Origin of the sequence: Streptomyces sp. NPDC099050, from assembly GCF_044759865.1 — a bacterium.
Lineage (GTDB): Bacteria > Actinomycetota > Actinomycetes > Streptomycetales > Streptomycetaceae > Streptomyces.
Map to the genome: position 1 here is coordinate 13,604 of NZ_JBIWAE010000001.1, position 16,475 is coordinate 30,078.

12 protein-coding genes and 1 pseudogene are annotated in these 16,475 nt (G+C 75.1%); 10 read left to right on the forward strand and 3 right to left on the reverse strand.

Going from position 1 to position 16,475, the window contains the following annotated elements:
- Positions 1-32: 32 nt before the first annotated feature.
- The 3 genes from ACIQV3_RS00080 (at position 33) to ACIQV3_RS00090 (ending at position 4,677) form a co-directional block, all read left to right on the forward strand.
- A complete protein-coding gene (locus tag ACIQV3_RS00080; RefSeq protein ID WP_403707962.1) occupies positions 33-1,538 on the forward strand; it encodes an SDR family oxidoreductase in 1,506 nt (501 codons plus the stop codon).
- A 683-nt stretch (positions 1,539-2,221) separates the two neighbouring features.
- A complete protein-coding gene (locus ACIQV3_RS00085) occupies positions 2,222-3,601 on the forward strand; it encodes a cryptochrome/photolyase family protein (RefSeq protein WP_403707965.1) in 1,380 nt (459 codons plus the stop codon).
- Positions 3,602-3,636: 35 nt separating this feature from the next.
- Positions 3,637-4,677, forward strand: coding sequence for a MerR family transcriptional regulator (locus tag ACIQV3_RS00090; protein WP_403707968.1), 1,041 nt, complete (start codon positions 3,637-3,639; stop codon positions 4,675-4,677).
- On the opposite strand, the gene ACIQV3_RS00095 is transcribed toward ACIQV3_RS00090, so the two are convergent.
- The gene (locus ACIQV3_RS00095) at positions 4,616-5,194 is read right to left on the reverse strand and encodes an RNA polymerase sigma factor (protein ID WP_403707971.1); all 579 of its coding nucleotides are present in this window, start codon (positions 5,192-5,194) and stop codon (positions 4,616-4,618) included. The two genes, ACIQV3_RS00090 and ACIQV3_RS00095, sit on opposite strands and share 62 nt — an antisense overlap.
- Positions 5,195-5,355: 161 nt before the next feature.
- On the opposite strand from ACIQV3_RS00095, the gene ACIQV3_RS00100 reads away from it, so the two are divergent.
- From ACIQV3_RS00100 to ACIQV3_RS00125, 6 genes are all read left to right on the forward strand, one after another.
- Positions 5,356-6,018, forward strand: a complete 663-nt coding sequence (locus ACIQV3_RS00100) for a histidine phosphatase family protein (RefSeq protein WP_403707974.1) — start codon at positions 5,356-5,358, stop codon at positions 6,016-6,018.
- Positions 6,019-6,134: 116 nt separating this feature from the next.
- Positions 6,135-7,694: an APC family permease gene (locus tag ACIQV3_RS00105; RefSeq protein WP_403707977.1), complete on the forward strand. Its 1,560-nt coding sequence runs from the start codon at positions 6,135-6,137 to the stop codon at positions 7,692-7,694.
- Positions 7,695-7,766: 72 nt separating this feature from the next.
- The gene (locus ACIQV3_RS00110; RefSeq protein WP_403707980.1) at positions 7,767-8,195 is read left to right on the forward strand and encodes a universal stress protein; all 429 of its coding nucleotides are present in this window, start codon (positions 7,767-7,769) and stop codon (positions 8,193-8,195) included.
- 321 nt (positions 8,196-8,516) lie between these two features.
- Positions 8,517-10,022 (forward strand): FUSC family protein, encoded by a 1,506-nt coding sequence (locus tag ACIQV3_RS00115; protein WP_403709100.1) that lies wholly within the window; start codon positions 8,517-8,519, stop codon positions 10,020-10,022.
- Positions 10,023-10,249: 227 nt separating this feature from the next.
- Positions 10,250-11,398, forward strand: coding sequence for a nitric oxide synthase oxygenase (locus ACIQV3_RS00120; protein WP_403707984.1), 1,149 nt, complete (start codon positions 10,250-10,252; stop codon positions 11,396-11,398).
- Between the two features lie 55 nt (positions 11,399-11,453).
- Positions 11,454-12,542, forward strand: coding sequence for a lactonase family protein (locus ACIQV3_RS00125; protein ID WP_403707987.1), 1,089 nt, complete (start codon positions 11,454-11,456; stop codon positions 12,540-12,542).
- Between the two features lie 125 nt (positions 12,543-12,667).
- Here the strand turns inward: ACIQV3_RS00125 and ACIQV3_RS00130 are convergent, their stop codons facing one another.
- On the reverse strand, positions 12,668-13,582 hold the full coding sequence (locus tag ACIQV3_RS00130; RefSeq protein ID WP_403707990.1) for a sirohydrochlorin chelatase: 915 nt from the start codon (positions 13,580-13,582) through the stop codon (positions 12,668-12,670).
- Between the two features lie 133 nt (positions 13,583-13,715).
- Positions 13,716-14,402, reverse strand: a complete 687-nt coding sequence (locus tag ACIQV3_RS00135) for a uracil-DNA glycosylase (RefSeq protein WP_403707993.1) — start codon at positions 14,400-14,402, stop codon at positions 13,716-13,718.
- 392 nt (positions 14,403-14,794) lie between these two features.
- Here ACIQV3_RS00135 and ACIQV3_RS00140 point away from each other — a divergent pair.
- Positions 14,795-16,429, forward strand: a pseudogene (locus ACIQV3_RS00140) (von Willebrand factor type A domain-containing protein).
- Positions 16,430-16,475 lie beyond the last annotated feature (46 nt).

The following is a 16,475-nucleotide window of genomic DNA, read 5'->3' on the forward strand; positions in this document are numbered from 1 at the left end:
CGATGGACAGGGCGCGAGGAGCGGAGACAGTCATGACGGGCAAGAACTGCCTGGTCACCGGGGCCACCGGATACATCGGCGGACGCCTCGTACCCGAACTCCTGGACGCCGGTCACCGGGTCCGCTGTCTGGCCCGCACCCCGGAAAAACTGCGCGACCACCCCTGGGCCGGGGACGCCGAGATCGTCCGGGGAGACGTCACCGACCGCTCGTCCCTCGCCGCCGCGATGGACGGCATCGACGTCGCCTACTACCTCGTGCACTCCCTCGGCACCGGATCCCGCTTCGAGGAACGCGACCGGGAAGCCGCCCGGGCGTTCGCGGACGAGGCCCGCGCCGCCGGGGTCGGCCGCATCGTCTACCTCGGCGGCCTCACCCCCGTGGACGTCCCGCCGCGGAACCTCTCGCCGCACCTGCGCTCCCGCGCCGAGGTCGGGGAGATCTTCCTCGCCGGAGCCGTCCCGGCGACCGTGCTGCGCGCCGCCGTGGTCATCGGGTCCGGGTCCGCGTCCTTCGAGATGCTGCGCTACCTGACCGAACGCCTGCCCGTCATGGTCACCCCCAGCTGGGTCGGCACCCGCTGCCAGCCCATCGCCGTCCGCGACGTGCTGCGCTACCTCGTCGGCAGCGCCGGCATGCCGCCCGAGGTGAACCGGGCCTTCGACATCGGCGGACCCGACGTGCTCACGTACGAGGAGATGATGCGCCGCTACGCCGTCGTCGCGCGGCTCCCCGCCCGCCTCATCCTGCGGGTCCCGATGCTCACCCCGAGGCTGTCCAGCCACTGGATCGGTCTGGTCACCCCCGTGCCGAGGGCGCTGGCCCGGCCGCTCGCCGAATCCCTGCGGCACGAGGTGGTGTGCTCGGAGCACGACATCGCCGTCCACGTCCCGGACCCGCCGGGCGCGCCCATCGGCTTCGACGAGGCCCTCGCGCTGGCCCTCCGGCGGATCCGCGAGGCCAAGGTGACCACCCGCTGGTCCTCCGCCGCCGTCCCCGGCGCGCCGAGCGACCCGCTGCCCACCGACCCCGACTGGGCGGGCGGCAGCCTCTACACCGACTGCCGGGAGCTGACGGTCCAGGCCCCGGCCGCGGCGCTGTGGCGGGTGGTGGAGGGCATCGGCGGGGAGAACGGCTGGTACTCCTTCCCGCTGGCCTGGGCCGTACGGGGCTGGCTGGACCGGCTCGTCGGCGGAGTCGGCATCCGGCGCGGCCGCCGGGACGCGGCGCGGCTGCGGGTGGGGGACTCCCTGGACTTCTGGCGGGTGGAGGAGATCGAACCGGGCCGGCTGCTGCGCCTGCGCGCCGAGATGCGGCTGCCGGGGCTGGCCTGGCTGGAACTCCACGCCGATCCGCCGGCCCCCGGGGAGGCCGGATCCCGCTACCGCCAGCGGGCCCTCTTCCATCCGCACGGCCTGCTGGGCCACCTGTACTGGTGGAGCGTGTCACCGTTCCACGCGGTCGTCTTCGGCGGCATGGCCCGCAACATCGCCCGCGCGGCGGAGCGTGCGGATGCCGCCGAGGGCGGCGCGGCGTAGGCCCGTGGGCGGGGGAATCAGCACCGCCGGATGCGCGGCACGCCCCGCCGGCCGTACGGAACTTCGGAGCAGGCCCGCGCGGGCCTGCCCGCAGCCGGCCCGGCGATGCCCTTCCCCGTACGGGGCCTGGACGGCCCTCGCGGGCCAAGCCCGGCACGGCCCGTGGGCCCAGAGCCCGGCTCGGCGCGTGGGCCAAGCCCTGTACGGCCCCCGGAGGTTCCCGGTGCGGTGCCGGGACGGCCGCCTGGGGCCAAGCTCCGTACGGCCCGTGGGGTCGAGCCCCGTACGGCCCGTGGGGCCAAGCCCGGTACGGCCCGTGGGGCCAAGCCCGGTACGGCCCGTGGGGCCAAGCCCGGTACGGCCCGTGGGGCCAAGCCCGGTACGGCCCCTGGGCCCAGCCCGGTACGGCCCCCGGAGGTTCCCCGTGCGGTGCCGGGACGGCCGCCGGGGGCCAAGCCCCCGTACGGCCCGTGGGGCCAAGCCCCGCCCGGCCCCCGGCCCGAGCCCCGGCACTGCCCCGCGGCGAGGACGGCGGGTCGGGGCTCGGGCCGGGGGCGGCCCCGGGTGCTGTCCGACGGTCCCGGGCGCTGCGCGGCAGCGTCACCGCATCCGGGACGGGGGCCCGTGGCGAAGTACGTCATGACACCCAGCCCGTACCCCCATCCCCACGCGGAGCGAACCCCATGAACGTCGCGGTGGTCCTCTACACCTCCGACCTGCGGCTGCACGACCATCCGCCGCTGCGGGCCGCCCTGTCCTCCTCCGGGCAGGTCGTGCCGCTCTTCGTGCGCGACCCGGCGGTCGGCGCCCCGCCCAACCGGCTCGCCTTCCTCGCCGACTGCCTCGCCGGCCTCGACTCCGGGCTGCGCGCCCGCGGCGGCCGGCTCGTCGTACGGTCGGGCGATCCGGTCGCCGCGGTCATGGACGTCGTACGGGAGGCCGACGCCGACGAGGTGCACATGGCGGCCGGGGTGAGCGCCTACGCCCACGCGCGTGAGGCGCGGCTGCGCGAGGCCCTCGAAGCGGAGGGCCGGCGGTTCCACGTCCACGACGCGGTGATCACCGCGGTCGCCCCCGGGGCCGTCACCCCCACCGGGTCCGCCTCCGACCACTTCGCCGTCTTCACCCCGTACCACCGCCACTGGTCGGAGCACCCCCTGCCGGCCGCCGCGCCCGCGCCCCGCGGCATCACGGTGCCCGACGCGATCCGTTCCGAGCCCCTGCCCGAGCGAGCCGCCGTCACCGGCACCTCCCCGGGCCTCGCCCCCGGCGGCGAGCCCGAGGCGCGCCGGCTGCTCGCCCGGTGGCTGCGCTCCGGCATCGACCGCTACCCCGAGACCCACGACGACCTGGCCGGCGACGCCACCTCCCGGCTCTCCCCGCACCTGCACTTTGGCACGCTCTCGCCCACCGAGGCCGTCCACCGGGCCCGCGCCGCCGGTGGCCCCGGCGCGGAGGCCTTCGTACGGCAGCTGTGCTGGCGCGACTTCCACCACCAGGTGCTCGCCGCCAGGCCGGGCGCCGCCGCCGCGGACTACCGGGACCGGGGCGACCACTGGCGCACCGGCGCCGCCGCCGAGGAGGAGATCCGGGCCTGGAAGGAGGGCCGCACCGGGTACCCGGTCGTGGACGCGGCCATGCGCCAACTGGCCCACGAGGGCTGGATGCACAACCGCGGCCGACTGCTGGTCGCGAGCTTCCTCACCAAGACCCTTTACGTGGACTGGCGCGTCGGAGCCCGCCACTTCATGGAGCTCCTCGTCGACGGGGACCTCGCCAACAACCAGCTCAACTGGCAGTGGGCCGCGGGCACGGGCACCGACACCCGCCCCAACCGGGTCCTCAACCCCGTGCGCCAGGGCCTGCGTTACGACCCCGACGGCGGTTACGTGCACCGCTGGGTCCCCGAACTGGCCGGACTCCCCGCACCGCGCGTGCACGAGCCCTGGCGGCTCCCCGGCCTGGAACGGGCCGGCTACGACTATCCCGACCCGGTGGTCGGCCTCGCCGACGGGCTGGACCGCTTCCGCAGGGGCCGCGATGCGGGACAGGCGCCCGGGTGACCCCTCGCCGGCCCGCCGCGCCGTACGGTGGAACGGTGGAGTCCGGACCCCCGCAGCCCCAGCCGCAGCCCCAGCCGCACTCGCGGCCCGAGGCCGAGCCCCAGCCCGAGCCCGCCGCCCTCGGCACCGGGGCGGTCGCCCGGCGCCTCGGGGTCTCGCCGACCACGCTGCGCTCCTGGGAGCGCCGCTACGCCATCGGACCGGAGGACCGCCGCGAAGCGGGCCGCCACCGGCGCTGGACACCCGCGGACATCGCCCGCCTGGAGCTGATGTGCCGCCTCACCGCCCAGGGCTCACCCCCGTCCGAAGCCGCCCGGGTGGCCCGGGGAGCCCCCACGGACGGCCCGGCCGCTCCCGCCGTCCCGGCCCCCGGAGGACCCCGCGCGCTGCGCCTCGGCGACGTCCGCCCGGAGTGTAGGGGGCTCGCGCGGGCCGCCGTACGACTGGACGCGCCGGCCGTGGAGGATCTGCTGGCGTCCGTGCTCGCGGAGCTGGGCACGGTCACCGCCTGGGAGGAGGTCATCGCGCCGACCCTGCATGCCGTGGGCCGCAAGTGGGCTTCGGCGGGGGAGCGTTACGTCGAGGTCGAGCACCTGCTGTCCTGGTACGTCTCCGCCGCCCTGCACCGGATACGGCCCGCCCCCCACCCCCTTCCGGCCCCGCCCGTGCTGCTGGCCTGCACCCCCGGGGAGCAACACAGCCTGCCGATGGAGGCGCTGGCCGCAGCCCTCGGCGAACGGGCCCTGCCGGTACGGATGTTCGGGGCGGCCCTGCCCGCCGATGCCCTGTGCGAGGCCGTCCGGCGGACGGGTCCGCGGGCCGTCGTCCTGTGGGCGCAGTCCCGTACCACCGCGGACGCCGCGCTGGCCAGGGCGGTGGCGGGCATCGAGTGGGGTCCGCGCGGCGCCCGCGGCCACTCGGCGCTGCTGCTCGCCGGACCCGGCTGGGGCGGGGGAGCCGCTGCCGCGCCCATCCGCGCCGAGCGGCTGTTCGGGCTCCGCTCGGGGCTGGCCGTCATCGAATCGGTTGTGGCACGCCCCCGGCCTCCCGGGACTGCTCCAGGGAATGCCGCATGACGTGCAGCGCCCGCCTCATGTGGCTCTTGACCGTGCCCAGCGGGAGCCCCGTGCGGTCCGCGATCTGCGACTGGGTCAGGTCCGCATAGAAGGCCAGCCGCAGCACCCGCTGCTGCGCCGACGGCAGCCGGGCCAGCTCGCCGAGCAGCAGCACCCGTTCCACGGCCCGCTCCGGTCCCGGCTCCGGTTCCGGCCGGACCTGGGCGCAGACCCGCGCGGCGGCCTCGACCGCCCGGGCCCGCCGGGTGCGGGCCTCGAGGGCGTCGGCCACCTTGTGCCGGGTGATGCCGGTCAGCCAGGCCCCGAGGCCGCCCGGCCCGGGCCGGTACCCGCCGCGGCCCCGCCACGCGGCGAGGAAGACCTGCTGGGTCACGTCCTCGGCCTCCCGCTCGTCGCCGAGCGAGCGCCGCGCGAGCGCGTGCACCAGCGGCCGCCAGCGCCGGTAGACCGCCGCCACGCACTCTTCGTCGCCCGCCGCGAAACCCGCCGCCAGCCGGGCGTCGTCCTGGTCGTCCATGCCCCGAGCCTCGCGAGCGCGGTGGCGCCGGCCAAGTTGCACCGCTTCCGCATCGGTTCCGACGCGTCGGATTCCACTCCTGTGCTTCCGCTCCGCCGCCGCGGGGCCCGGCAGACCGTGCCGCGATGCCGCGATGGCGTGCAGGGACTAGGGTCCGGAGAGTGAGCGACCTGCTGCTGGTGAGGCACGGCGAGACCGCCTGGAGCGCGACCGGACGGCACACCGGGCGCACCGACGTCCCGCTGACCCCGCACGGGGTCGAAGAGGCCATCTCGCTCTTCCCGTACTTCCGGGACAAGCACCCCGCCCTGGTGCTGACCAGCCCGCTCCGCCGGGCCGCCGCCACGGCCGAGCTCGCCGGTCTGAGCGGGGGAGTCACGGACCCCGACCTGTACGAGTGGGACTACGGCGGCTACGAGGGCGTCACCACCGCCGAGATCCAGCGCGAGCACCCCGCCTGGTCCCTGTGGACCGACGGGGTACCGCCCGGGGACGCGGAGCACCCCGGCGAGAACGCCGCCCAGGTCGGCGCCCGCGCGGACCGGGTGCTGGCCCGGGTGGCCGGGGTGCTGGGCGAAGGCCGGGGCAATGTCGTCCTGGTCGCCCACGGGCACCTGCTGCGCGTGCTGACCGCCCGGTACCTCGGTCTGCCGCCCGAGGCGGGACGGCTCTTCATGCTCCGGACGGGCACCTTCAGCGCGCTGTCCACGGAGCACGGCCTGCCGGTCGTGGCGAGCTGGAACTCCCGCCCCTGGGGCACGCGGCCCCCGGGAACACCGACCCCGGGAACCCCCGTCCCTGAACCGGAACGCCCGCCCCAGTAGCACCGTCCCCGCCCGGCCGCGCCCGCCGCATCCGCCACGCCCGTCCCCCCGCCCCCCGCCCCCCGTCCCCCCCGTCCCGCCTCGCGCACGGCCGCCTTCTGCGTGACGATGCGTACATGGCCCACCATGGCTCGGACGGCGTGCCCCCTGAGCCCCCGGAACCGGTTCCGGGAGCGAGCGCGGTCACGGACCCCGCCGACCCCGCCGAGGAACCCGGGCTCAAGGCCAACGCGATCGGCTTCCTCGACGCGCTCGTCATCGGCCTGAACTCGACCTCGCCCGCCTACTCCCTGGCCGCGGTCATCGGTCCGATCGTCGCGCTCGCCGGCATCTACGCCCCCGGCGTCATGCTGGCCTCCTTCGTCCCGATGCTGCTGATCGCCGCCGCCTTCTACTACCTCAACAAGGTCGACCAGGACTGCGGGACCACCTTCTCCTGGGTGACCCGCGCCATGGGCCCCTGGGCGGGCTGGCTCGGCGGCTGGGCCATCGCGATGACCGGAGTCCTCGTCATCGGCTCGCTGGCCGACGTGGCCGTCCACTTCGGACTGCTCGCGGCCGGACTCGACGGCTGGGCGGCGAACGAGGCGCTGCGCCAGACCCTGACCGTCGTCGTGATCCTCGCGATGACCGCCGTATGCGTCATCGGCACCGAGATGTCGGCCCGGCTCCAGGACGTCCTGATCCTCGCCCAGGTCTTCCTCCTGCTGGTCTTCGCCGTGGTCGCCCTCTACCGCGTCTACGCCGGCACCAGCAGCCTCGACGGCACCAGACCCGCGATCGAGTGGCTCAACCCCTTCGGCGCCGGCGGCGCCGCCCTCACCGGCGGACTGCTGCTCGGCGTGTTCATCTACTGGGGCTGGGAGTCGGCGGTCAACCTCACCGAGGAGGTCGAGAACTCGGCCACCGCACCCGGCAAGGCCGGCATCTGGTCCACCGTCGTCCTGCTGGTCACGTACCTGTCCGTCGGCTTCGCGGTGGTCGGCTACGCCGGGACGGAGTTCCTCGCCGCGAACGCCGGCGAGGAGGAGGCCGTCTTCGCGGTCCTCGCCCACGAGGTGATGGGCGGCTGGGACTGGATCGTCCTGCTCGCCGTCTGCACCTCCGCCCTCGCCTCCACCCAGACCACGATCATCCCCGCCTCCCGTACCGCCCTGTCCATGGCCCGCCGGCACGCGCTGCCGCCGAAGCTCTCGCACATCCACCCCCGGTTCCGCACCCCGGACGTGAGCACCTGGTGGGTGGCCGGCATCGCGATCGTCTGGTACCTCGCCGTCAACCAGATCAGCGAGAACGCCCTCCTGGACTCCCTGACCGCGCTGTCCCTGCTGATCTCCTTCTACTACGCGCTCACGGGCCTGGCCTGCGCCGTCTACTACCGCCGCCACCTGCTGGAGAGCGTGCACAACTTCCTGCTGATCGGCCTCGGGCCGGTGGTCGGCGCCGGTCTGCTGGCCTGGCTGCTCGTCCAATCGATCGGTGACATGTCCGACCCGGAGAACTCGGCCGGCGGCGTCTCCTGGTTCGGACTCGGCCCGCCGCTGGTCATCGGGATCGGCATCGCCGTCGTCGGCATGCTCGTCATGTGCTTCTGGCGGATCAGGGACGGCCGCTTCTGGCAGGAGCGCCGCGGCGTCGCCGACCCGGCCCTCGTGCACGCGGCGAGGAAGCCCTGACCCGCTGAATGGCCGAATCACCGCGACCCCCGCGGTACCCCGACACCGGCCGGAAGCCGGAGAGGAGCCCCGATGTCCGTCGTCCTCGGGTACGACGAGTCGCCCGGCGCCGAGCGCGCCCTGCGCGTGGCCCTGGAGGTGGCCACCGCCTTCGGCGAGCCGCTCGTCCTCGTCTACGGGGCCGCCGCCCCGGGCCTCACCGGCGAGGAGTACCGCGCGCACCAGGCGGCCGTCCGGGAGGCCGGCCGCAGCGCGCTCGCCCGGGCGGTGGAGGCCGCCGACGAGGCGGGAGTGCCGTCCCTGGTCGAGGTGGCCGACGCGAAACCGGCCCAGGCGCTGCTCGAGGCCGCCGAACGGCACGACGCCCGGGTGATCATCGTGGGGAGCTGGGGCGACAGCCCGATCCGCGGTGCCCTGCTCGGATCCACCCCGCACAAACTCCTGCACCTCTCCCCGGTCCCGGTCCTGTGCGTGCCGACGGAGCACGCTCCCGGGCACTGATCCGCCGTACGTGCCGGGACACGGAACGCCACGCACGCCACTCCACCGCCGCGCGGGTCCGTTGGTCTCTCCCTGGCCGAAGATCACCGCTCTCTCCTGTACCAATGGCCCACCCTCGGCGGCCCGAGTTGAGCCATTGCCCCTCTGGATGCTTATCTGTGTCCTATCCATGTATCTACGGCGCCGCGCAGCGCCGGACGGCAACGAGGCCGCTCCGGACCGTGGCGCCTTCGCCGTGCCCGTGAACCGCCCACCACCCCCGGGCGGCCGCGGGTCCGGCGTGCTCCATCGCAAGGGGGGCGGCACACCGCCGTGAAGAGGATGTTCGTGGCTCCGGATCCGGGGCGGGCAAGACTCAGGAACGCGTCGCGGGCCGTCATCGGCGTCGCCCTCGCGGTGGCCGTGGCCGAGCTGTGCGGGCTCTCGCTCGTCGCGTCGATCACCGGGGGACTGGCGGCCCTGCTCGCCCTGTTCACGGTGACCGACTCGACCGTGCGCGCCCAGCGGGTGACCACCGCCCTGCTGCCGGCCGCCGGTTTCCCCATACTGGCCCTGGCCACCACCCTGCACGGCGTACCGCTCGCCCGCGACGCGGTGTTCGTCGCCGTGGTGTTCGCCGGCGTCTACGCCCGCAGGTGGGGGGTGCGCGGGCACGCCCTCGGGATCTTCGCGTTCATGAACTTCTTCGTCACCCAGTTCCTGCACGCCAGGCCCGCGCAGCTGCCCGAGCTGTACGCGGCCGTCGGACTGGCCCTCCTGTCGGCCGGCGCCGTGCGGTTCGTGCTGTGGCCGATCGAGCGCCGCGTACCGCCCGCCGCCGTACCGCCCGCGCCGCCCGGGACCGGGCTGGCCCGGCCGACCACCCGCCAGGCCTTCCAGGCCACCGCCGCCTGCGCGGTCGCGCTGGGCATGGGCCAGGCCCTGTCGGAGGACCGCTGGTACTGGGCGGTCGGTACCGCCTGGTGGATCTTCGTCAACACCGCCTCGCGCGGCGAGACCCTGGTCCGCGGCTTCCGCCGGGTGCTCGGCACGGTGTTCGGGATCGGCGCCGGCCTGCTGATCGCCATCCCGCTGAACGGGGCGCCGGCGCCCACGGCCGTGCTCGTGGCGCTCTGCGTCTTCGGGATCTTCTACACCGCCGCCGTGTCCTACAGCTGGATGATGCTGGCCGTGACGGTGATGGCCGGCCTGCTGTACGGACTGCTGGGCGTGCTCGATCCCGGTCTGCTCGTGCTGCGGCTGGAGCAGACGGCCGTCGGCGCGGTGTGCGCCGGGCTGGCCGTGATCCTGGTGCTCCCGGTGACCACCCACGCGACCAACGACATGTGGATCCAGCGCGCCCTGCGCTGCGTGCGCACCTGCACCGCCGAGGCCGCGGCCCGGCTCGCCGGCTCCCCGGTGGCCGACCCGGCGCCGCACGCCGCGGAACTGGAACTGTTCCTGGGCCGGGTGCGGCTCTCCCTGGCTCCGCTCGTCCACCCCCTGAGCCCCTACCGGGGCCGCAAGGCCAGGGCCCGCCGGGTGCTCGCGCTGCTCGACGAGTGCGCCGTGGAGGTGCGCGGGCTGGTCTCGGTGGCGGCGGACCCGGACGCGAGCCACGACGCCCGGCTCGCGGCGGCGTGCTGGCGCGTGGAGGCCGCCGTGGAAGCCCTGCTGGCACCGGAAGCGGAACGCGGCGCGGAGCGCCGCCCGGCCGCGCCGTCGGTGCACCCGGCGCGGGCCGCCGCGGAGCCCGCGCTGGCGCACCTGCACGGTCTGGAGCGGCTCCTCGCGCAGCTCGACGGACCCTTGCGCACCTCGTCACGCTCCCCGCTGGTGGGGGCCTGACCCCGGAGCTCCGCAGGCTCCGGCATGCCGCGGATGGTACGTCTCTCCCACTCCCGTCCGCAGGCCGATCGACGAAGATCACACGGAGGAGTGTTCCGGGCGTGCCTTCCGCACGCCGCTGACCTGCGGCGTGTACAACGGGTGATTGTTCATTGCACATTCATCCGGCAGGGCGCCGCTCCCGGCGCGCGGGGTGGACCTGGTCGGACAGGGGGTAACCGCCCGGAATGGAAATACTTCAACAGCGTTCCAGCGCCGCTCAGGTGTGGGAAGCGGCCGAGGAGTTCATCCGACTGTTCCACAGGGAGAACCCGAGCGCGGGTGATCCGCGCGAGCGGCTCGCCGCCGTGCGGGCCGAGCTCGCCGAGACGGACACGTACCGGCACACTCCCGAGGAACTGGAGCACGGCGCCCGCGTCGCGTGGCGCAACAGCAACCGCTGCATAGGCAGGCTGTACTGGAACTCGCTGCGCGTCCGCGACCGCCGCGGGCTCACCGACGCCGACGGGATCGCCGAGGAGTGCTTCGAGCACCTGCGCGAGGCCACCAACGGCGGCCGGGTCCGGCCCACCATCACGGTCTTCGCCCCCGACGCCCCGGACCGCCCCGGACCGGTCATCTGGAGCGAGCAACTGGTCCGGTACGCCGGTTACGGCGACCACCCCTCGATAACCGTCGGCGACGCCCGCAACGCCGAGCTCACCAGCGCGCTGCTCGCGCTGGGCTGGTCCCGCGGGCCCGGCACCCCCTTCGACCTCCTTCCGCTGGTCGTGCAGGGGGTCGACGACAAACCCCGCTGGTTCGACGTCCCCCCGGACGCCGTCCTGGAGGTGCCCATCGAGCACCCCGACGGAGCGGCCGGCGGTGACGGCTGGTCGGACTGGGGCCTGCGCTGGCACGCCGTACCCGCGATCTCCAACATGTGCCTGGAGATCGGCGGCATCCACTATCCGGCGGCCCCCTTCAACGGCTGGTACATGGGCACCGAGATCGGCGCCCGCAACCTCGCCGACACCGACCGCTACAACCTCCTCCCGGCGGTCGCCCGCCGCATGGGCCTCGACACCGCCAGCGACCGCTCCCTCTGGAAGGACCGCGCGCTCGTCGAGCTCAACCGGGCGGTGCTGCATTCCTTCGACCGAGCCAAGGTCACCATCGCCGACCACCACACGGAGTCCCGGCGCTTCTTGACCCACCTGGAGAAGGAGGAGCGCAAGGGCCGTGACGTGGGCGCGGACTGGTCCTGGATCGTGCCGCCCATCTCCGGGTCGGCGACCCCGGTCTTCCACCGCACCTTCGAGGACCGGCCGAGCCCGACCGCCTACGTCCACCACCCCGGCGCCCAGGAGCGGGCCCAGGGACGGGACTTGGTCTAGACCTTCTGTTACCGTCGCTCACGAACGGATCCGGAACGGCGGAGAGGGGCCTCCCGTGGGCGACGCGAACAGTGGTGTGGGCGGTACGGACCGTACGGCCCGCAGCGGCGGACACCTGGCCTGGATCGGCTCGTTCACCTCGGGGGGCGGCCGCGGTGTCACCACCGCGGCCGTGGATCCGGCCACCGGAGCGCTGACCCCGCTCTCGGCCACCGACGCCGTCGCGGAGCCCTCGTACCTGGCCCACGACCCCGCGACCGGCGTGCTGTACGCCGTGAGCGAGGCGGAACAGGGCGCCGTGGCCGCCTTCCGGACCACCACCGAGGGGCTCGTCCCCCTCGGCGCGGCCGTCGGCGTCGGCGGCGCCGGCCCCACCCACCTGGGCCTCGCCGGGCGCAGGCTGCTGACCGCCAACTACACCTCCGGCAGCGTCAGCAGTCTGCCGCTCGCCGCCGACGGCTCGATCGGGGAGCCCGCCGCCGTCCTGGCCCACCGGGGCTCCGGCCCCGACTCCGGCCGGCAGGAGGGCCCGCACGCCCACCAGGTACTGCCCGCCCCCGGCGGCCGCTGGGTGCTCAGCGTCGACCTCGGCACCGACTCGGTACGGGTCTGCGCGCTCGACCCCGCCACCGGAGCCCCGGTGCTCCACGCCGAGACCGCGCTGCGCGCCGGGACCGGCCCGCGGCACCTCGCCTTCCACCCTTCCGGCGAGGTGGTCTACGTACTGCACGAGCTGGAGCCGCAGCTGACCGTCTGCCGCTGGAACGGGGAGTCGGGCGAGCTGGAACCGGTCGCCGAGGTTCCGGTCGCCTCCACGGGCGCTCCAGGGGCCCCAACGCCCTACCCCTCGGCGGTCGTGGCCTCGCCCGACGGCCGTTTCGTCTGGGCGGCCGTCCGCGGAGCCGACACGATCGTCACCCTCTCCCTCGCGGGCGGGGCGGAGAAGCCGCAGCTCACGGGCACCGTGCCGTGCGGGGGCAGTTGGCCGCGCGATCTCGCCGCCGACCCGTCGGGGCGCCGGCTGTACGCGGCCAACGAGCGCTCCGGCGACGTCACCTGGTTCGACGTGGACCCCCTGACCGGCGAACCGCGCCGGGCCGGCACCGTGGCCGTGCCCGCCGCCACCTGCGTGGTCTTCGGCTGACACCCGGGCCGGCGCCGCTCGGGCACAGCTCCGGCGCCGTACGCAAGAGGGCCCGCGCTCTGGCTCGTTCGCTTCAGAACGGTCCGGGGCGCGGGCCCTCTTGCGTACGGCATGAGCCGGGGAGGTCAGTGAGCGGCGGCGCCCTGGGTGATTCCGAGGGCGGCGGAGTACTGCGCGACGGCCAGCTTGCCGAGCGCGGGGTACGCGCCGAGCACGTCGGCGGCGCTGCAGCCGGCCTCCTTGCAGGCGGTGTCGAGGAGTCCCTCGGCGGCCTCCGGCCCGACCAGGTACGGGGCCAGCGCGAGCTGCGTCGAACCCTCGCGGCGGAGCTGGTCGGCGATGGCGGCCACCGACCCCTCCTCGTCCAGCGCGGCGGCCATCACGGGCACCGCGAGGCGGGCGGCCAGCAGCATGCCGGTGATGCCCGCGGCCTGCACGGCCTCCTCGCCGCCGGTGGTGGCCAGGACGATGCCGTCGGCGGCCGTGGTGACGCTGAAGAGCCTGGCCCGGTCGGCGCGGGCGAGACCGGCCTCGGACAGCCGCACGTGCAGACCCTCGGCGAGCAGCGGGTGCGGACCCAGCGGGTCGGCGAGCTCGGCGGCGGCCGAGGAGTCCATCAGGGCCTGGCGCATGCGGCGCAGCAGGCCCCCGTCGGGGCCGGCCAGCAGCGGCACGACCACGGCGTCCGGGCCGGTCGGCGCGGGCACCTCCTGCCCGGCGGCGCGGGCGGACTCCGCGCGGGCGGCGCGGTCGCGGGCGACGGTGGTCAGCACGCCCGACAGGGACGGGAACTCGGTGGCGTCGTCACCGTCGAGGAAACCGACCCGGGCGTCCAGGCCGGGCAGCTCGGAGCGGCCGATGCTGATGATCTCTTCCGCGAGCCCCCGCGAGGCGGCCGAGGGGGCACCGGGCACGGCGAGCACCAGCGCGGGCGCGCCCTCTGGCGCCACCGCGGGCTCGGGCCGGCGGTGCCGTCCGGTCTGGCGGGGTCGCGGCATTCGTACGGGCAGGCCATTTGCGGGCCCAGTGGGGGAGCTCATGGCGCCGCATGCTACTGGTTTATCGAAACCGGGTGTTCGGGCAGGGCCTTCTCCGGCGGCATCTGTCCGTATTTATCCGGGGAATGTCAGATACCGTTCGGCTCTCCGGTCACCCGGTCGGTGACGCGGCCGGTCATCCCGTGGCGGGAAGCCGCCAGTCCACGGGCTGCGCGCCCTGGCGGACCAGCAGGTCGTTGACCCTGCTGAACGGCCGTGACCCGAAGAACCCGTTGTCCGCGGACATCGGGGAGGGGTGCACCGACTCGACGGCCGGCAGATCGCCCAGCAGCGGCCGGAGGTTGCGCGCCTCGCGCCCCCACAGCACCGACACCAGGGGCTTGCCGCGGGCCGCGAGCGCGCGGATGGCCTGCTCCGTCACCGCCTCCCAGCCCTTGCCGCGATGGGCGTTGGGCTTGCGCGGGGCGGTGGTGAGCGAGCGGTTCAGCAGCAGGACGCCCTGCCGGGTCCACGGGGTGAGGTCCCCGTTCCGGGGCTTGCCCGTACCGAGGTCGGCGTGCAGTTCGCGGAAGATGTTGTCGAGGCTCGGAGGCCAGGGGCTGACGTCGGGGGCGACGGAGAAGGACAGGCCGATCGCGTGCCCCGGCGTCGGGTACGGATCCTGCCCGACGATCAGCACCTTCACCTCGTCGAAGGGCTGTTGGAACGCGCGCAGCACGTTCGCCCCCGCGGGTACGTAGGTCCTGCCCGCCGCGATCTCCGCGCGCAGGAACTCGCCCATCGCGGCGATCTGCGCCGCCACCGGCTCCAGAGCCCGGGCCCAGCCCGGCTCGACGATCTCGTTCAACGGTCGTGCTGCCACGGTGGATCACTCTACTGGCCCAGTCCGCCGCCCGGTGCCACGGGGCTCTCGGGCCTCGGTTCCGACGCCGCGGCCGGGGGCCCTCATGGCGCCCGTCGCCGGAGTGCCGCCGGCGAGGCCGTAGCGCAGGTACACCGTTCCCTTGGCGCCGGTGGCCGGGGGGCGGGGGGCGGTGGCCGGGGCACGAGGAGGCCGAGGTTGGCGGGCACGGCGCCGTCGTCGAACACCTTCATCCCCGACGCCGAGCACGATCGGGGCCGTGGCGCGGTGTCGGGCCGCCGGGAGCCCCGGCGCCCGTTGTCGCTTCGATACCTGTTCGCAACAGGTTCGATTGCTCCAACTCCCCGTCCCGGGCGTCACATCCAACACCGATCACGTTCGAGGGAGACCGTATGGAGCCCCGCGAGGACCGCACGCCCAGCACGCCCAGCACGCCCAGCACGTCCAGCGCACCCAGCAGGTCCGGCGCACCCCGCAGGGGCCGCCCCGCCCGGCGGAGAACCCACGGCAGACTCGCCGCCGCGCTCCTCGCCGGCGGCCTCCTGCTGGCCGGCTGCGGAAGCGGCGGCGCGGACCGCCGTACCGACGGGGGGTGGAACGGCGGCGACGCCGGGCCGCGGCCGTCCGCCACCCGCCCCGGCGGAGAAACCACGGAAGGGGAGAGCGACGGCCGGCGCCCGACCGGACCGCCCGCCGACTACCTCTCCACCTTCGCGCTCGACGTGGACACCGCCAGCTACGGGTACGCCCGCCGCACCCTCGCGGACGGCAAGCTCCCCGACCCCGCCACCGTGCGCCCCGAGGAGTTCGTCAACAGCTTCCGGCAGGACTACCAGCAGCCCGAAGGCGACGGCTTCTCCGTCACCGTGGACGGAGCCCGCACCACCGAGCCGAACTGGTCGCTGGTCCGCGTCGGCCTCGCCACCCGGGTCGGCAACGGCGGGGCGGACGGCGCCGAGGCCCGGCCGCCCGCGGCGCTCACCTTCGTCGTGGACGTCTCCGGTTCCATGGCCGAGCCGGGCCGCCTCGACCTCGTCCGCAGCTCCATGGGCCTGATGACCGACCGGCTGCGCGAGGACGACTCCGTCGCCGTCGTCACTTTCAGCGGCGCGGCCCGGGTCCAGCTGCCGATGACCCGTGTCGGAGGCAACCGCGACCGCATCCACGAGGTGATCGACGCGCTGCGCACCGCCGACTCGACCAACGTGGAGGCCGGGGTCACCCAGGGGTAAGCGGTCGCGGTCGATTCGCTGCGGCCCGGGGCCACCAACCGGGTCGTCCTGCTCTCCGACGCCCTGGCCAACACCGGAGCCACCTCCGCCGACACCATCCTGAAGCGGATCGGCCAAGCCTGGACCGAGTACGGGATCACCTTGTTCGGCGTGGGCGTGGGCAGCGAATACAACGACGCCTTCATGGAACAGCTCGCCGACAAGGGCGACGGGCACACCGCCTACGTCTCCGACCAGGAGGGCGCCCGCAAGGTGTTCTGCGAGGACCTCCCGGCGCAGGTGCAGCTGCGGGCCCGCGACGCGAAGGCGCAGGTCGCCTTCGATCCGGGGACCGTCGAACGGTTCCGGCTGATCGGCTACGACGACCGCCGCGTCGCCGACGGCGACTTCAGGAACGACGCCGTGGACGGGGGAGAGGTCGGCTCGGGCCACTCCGTGACCGCCCTGTACGCGGTACGGCTGCGCCCCGGCGCGACCGGACACCTGGCGACGGCGACGGTGCGCTGGCTGGACCCGCGCACCCGGGCGCCGCACGAGGAGTCGGGCCGGATCGAGGCGCCGGCCCTGTCCGGCGACGTGTGGACCGCGGCGTCCCCGCGGTTCCAGCTCACCGCGGTGGCCGCCTACTTCGCCTCCGCCCTGCGCGAGCGCGACGGCGGCTGGGAGCGGGTGCCGGGCTCCGTCCCGCTGGGGAGCCTGGCCGGGCACGCGGACCGGCTGGCCGGGAGCACCGAGGATCCGGCCGTACGCGACCTGGCGCAGGCCGTGCGCCAGGCCCGAGGGCTCACCGGCTGAGGTCGCGGCCCGGGTCCGGGGCCTGGCGCTGGACCAGGCCCGGGCC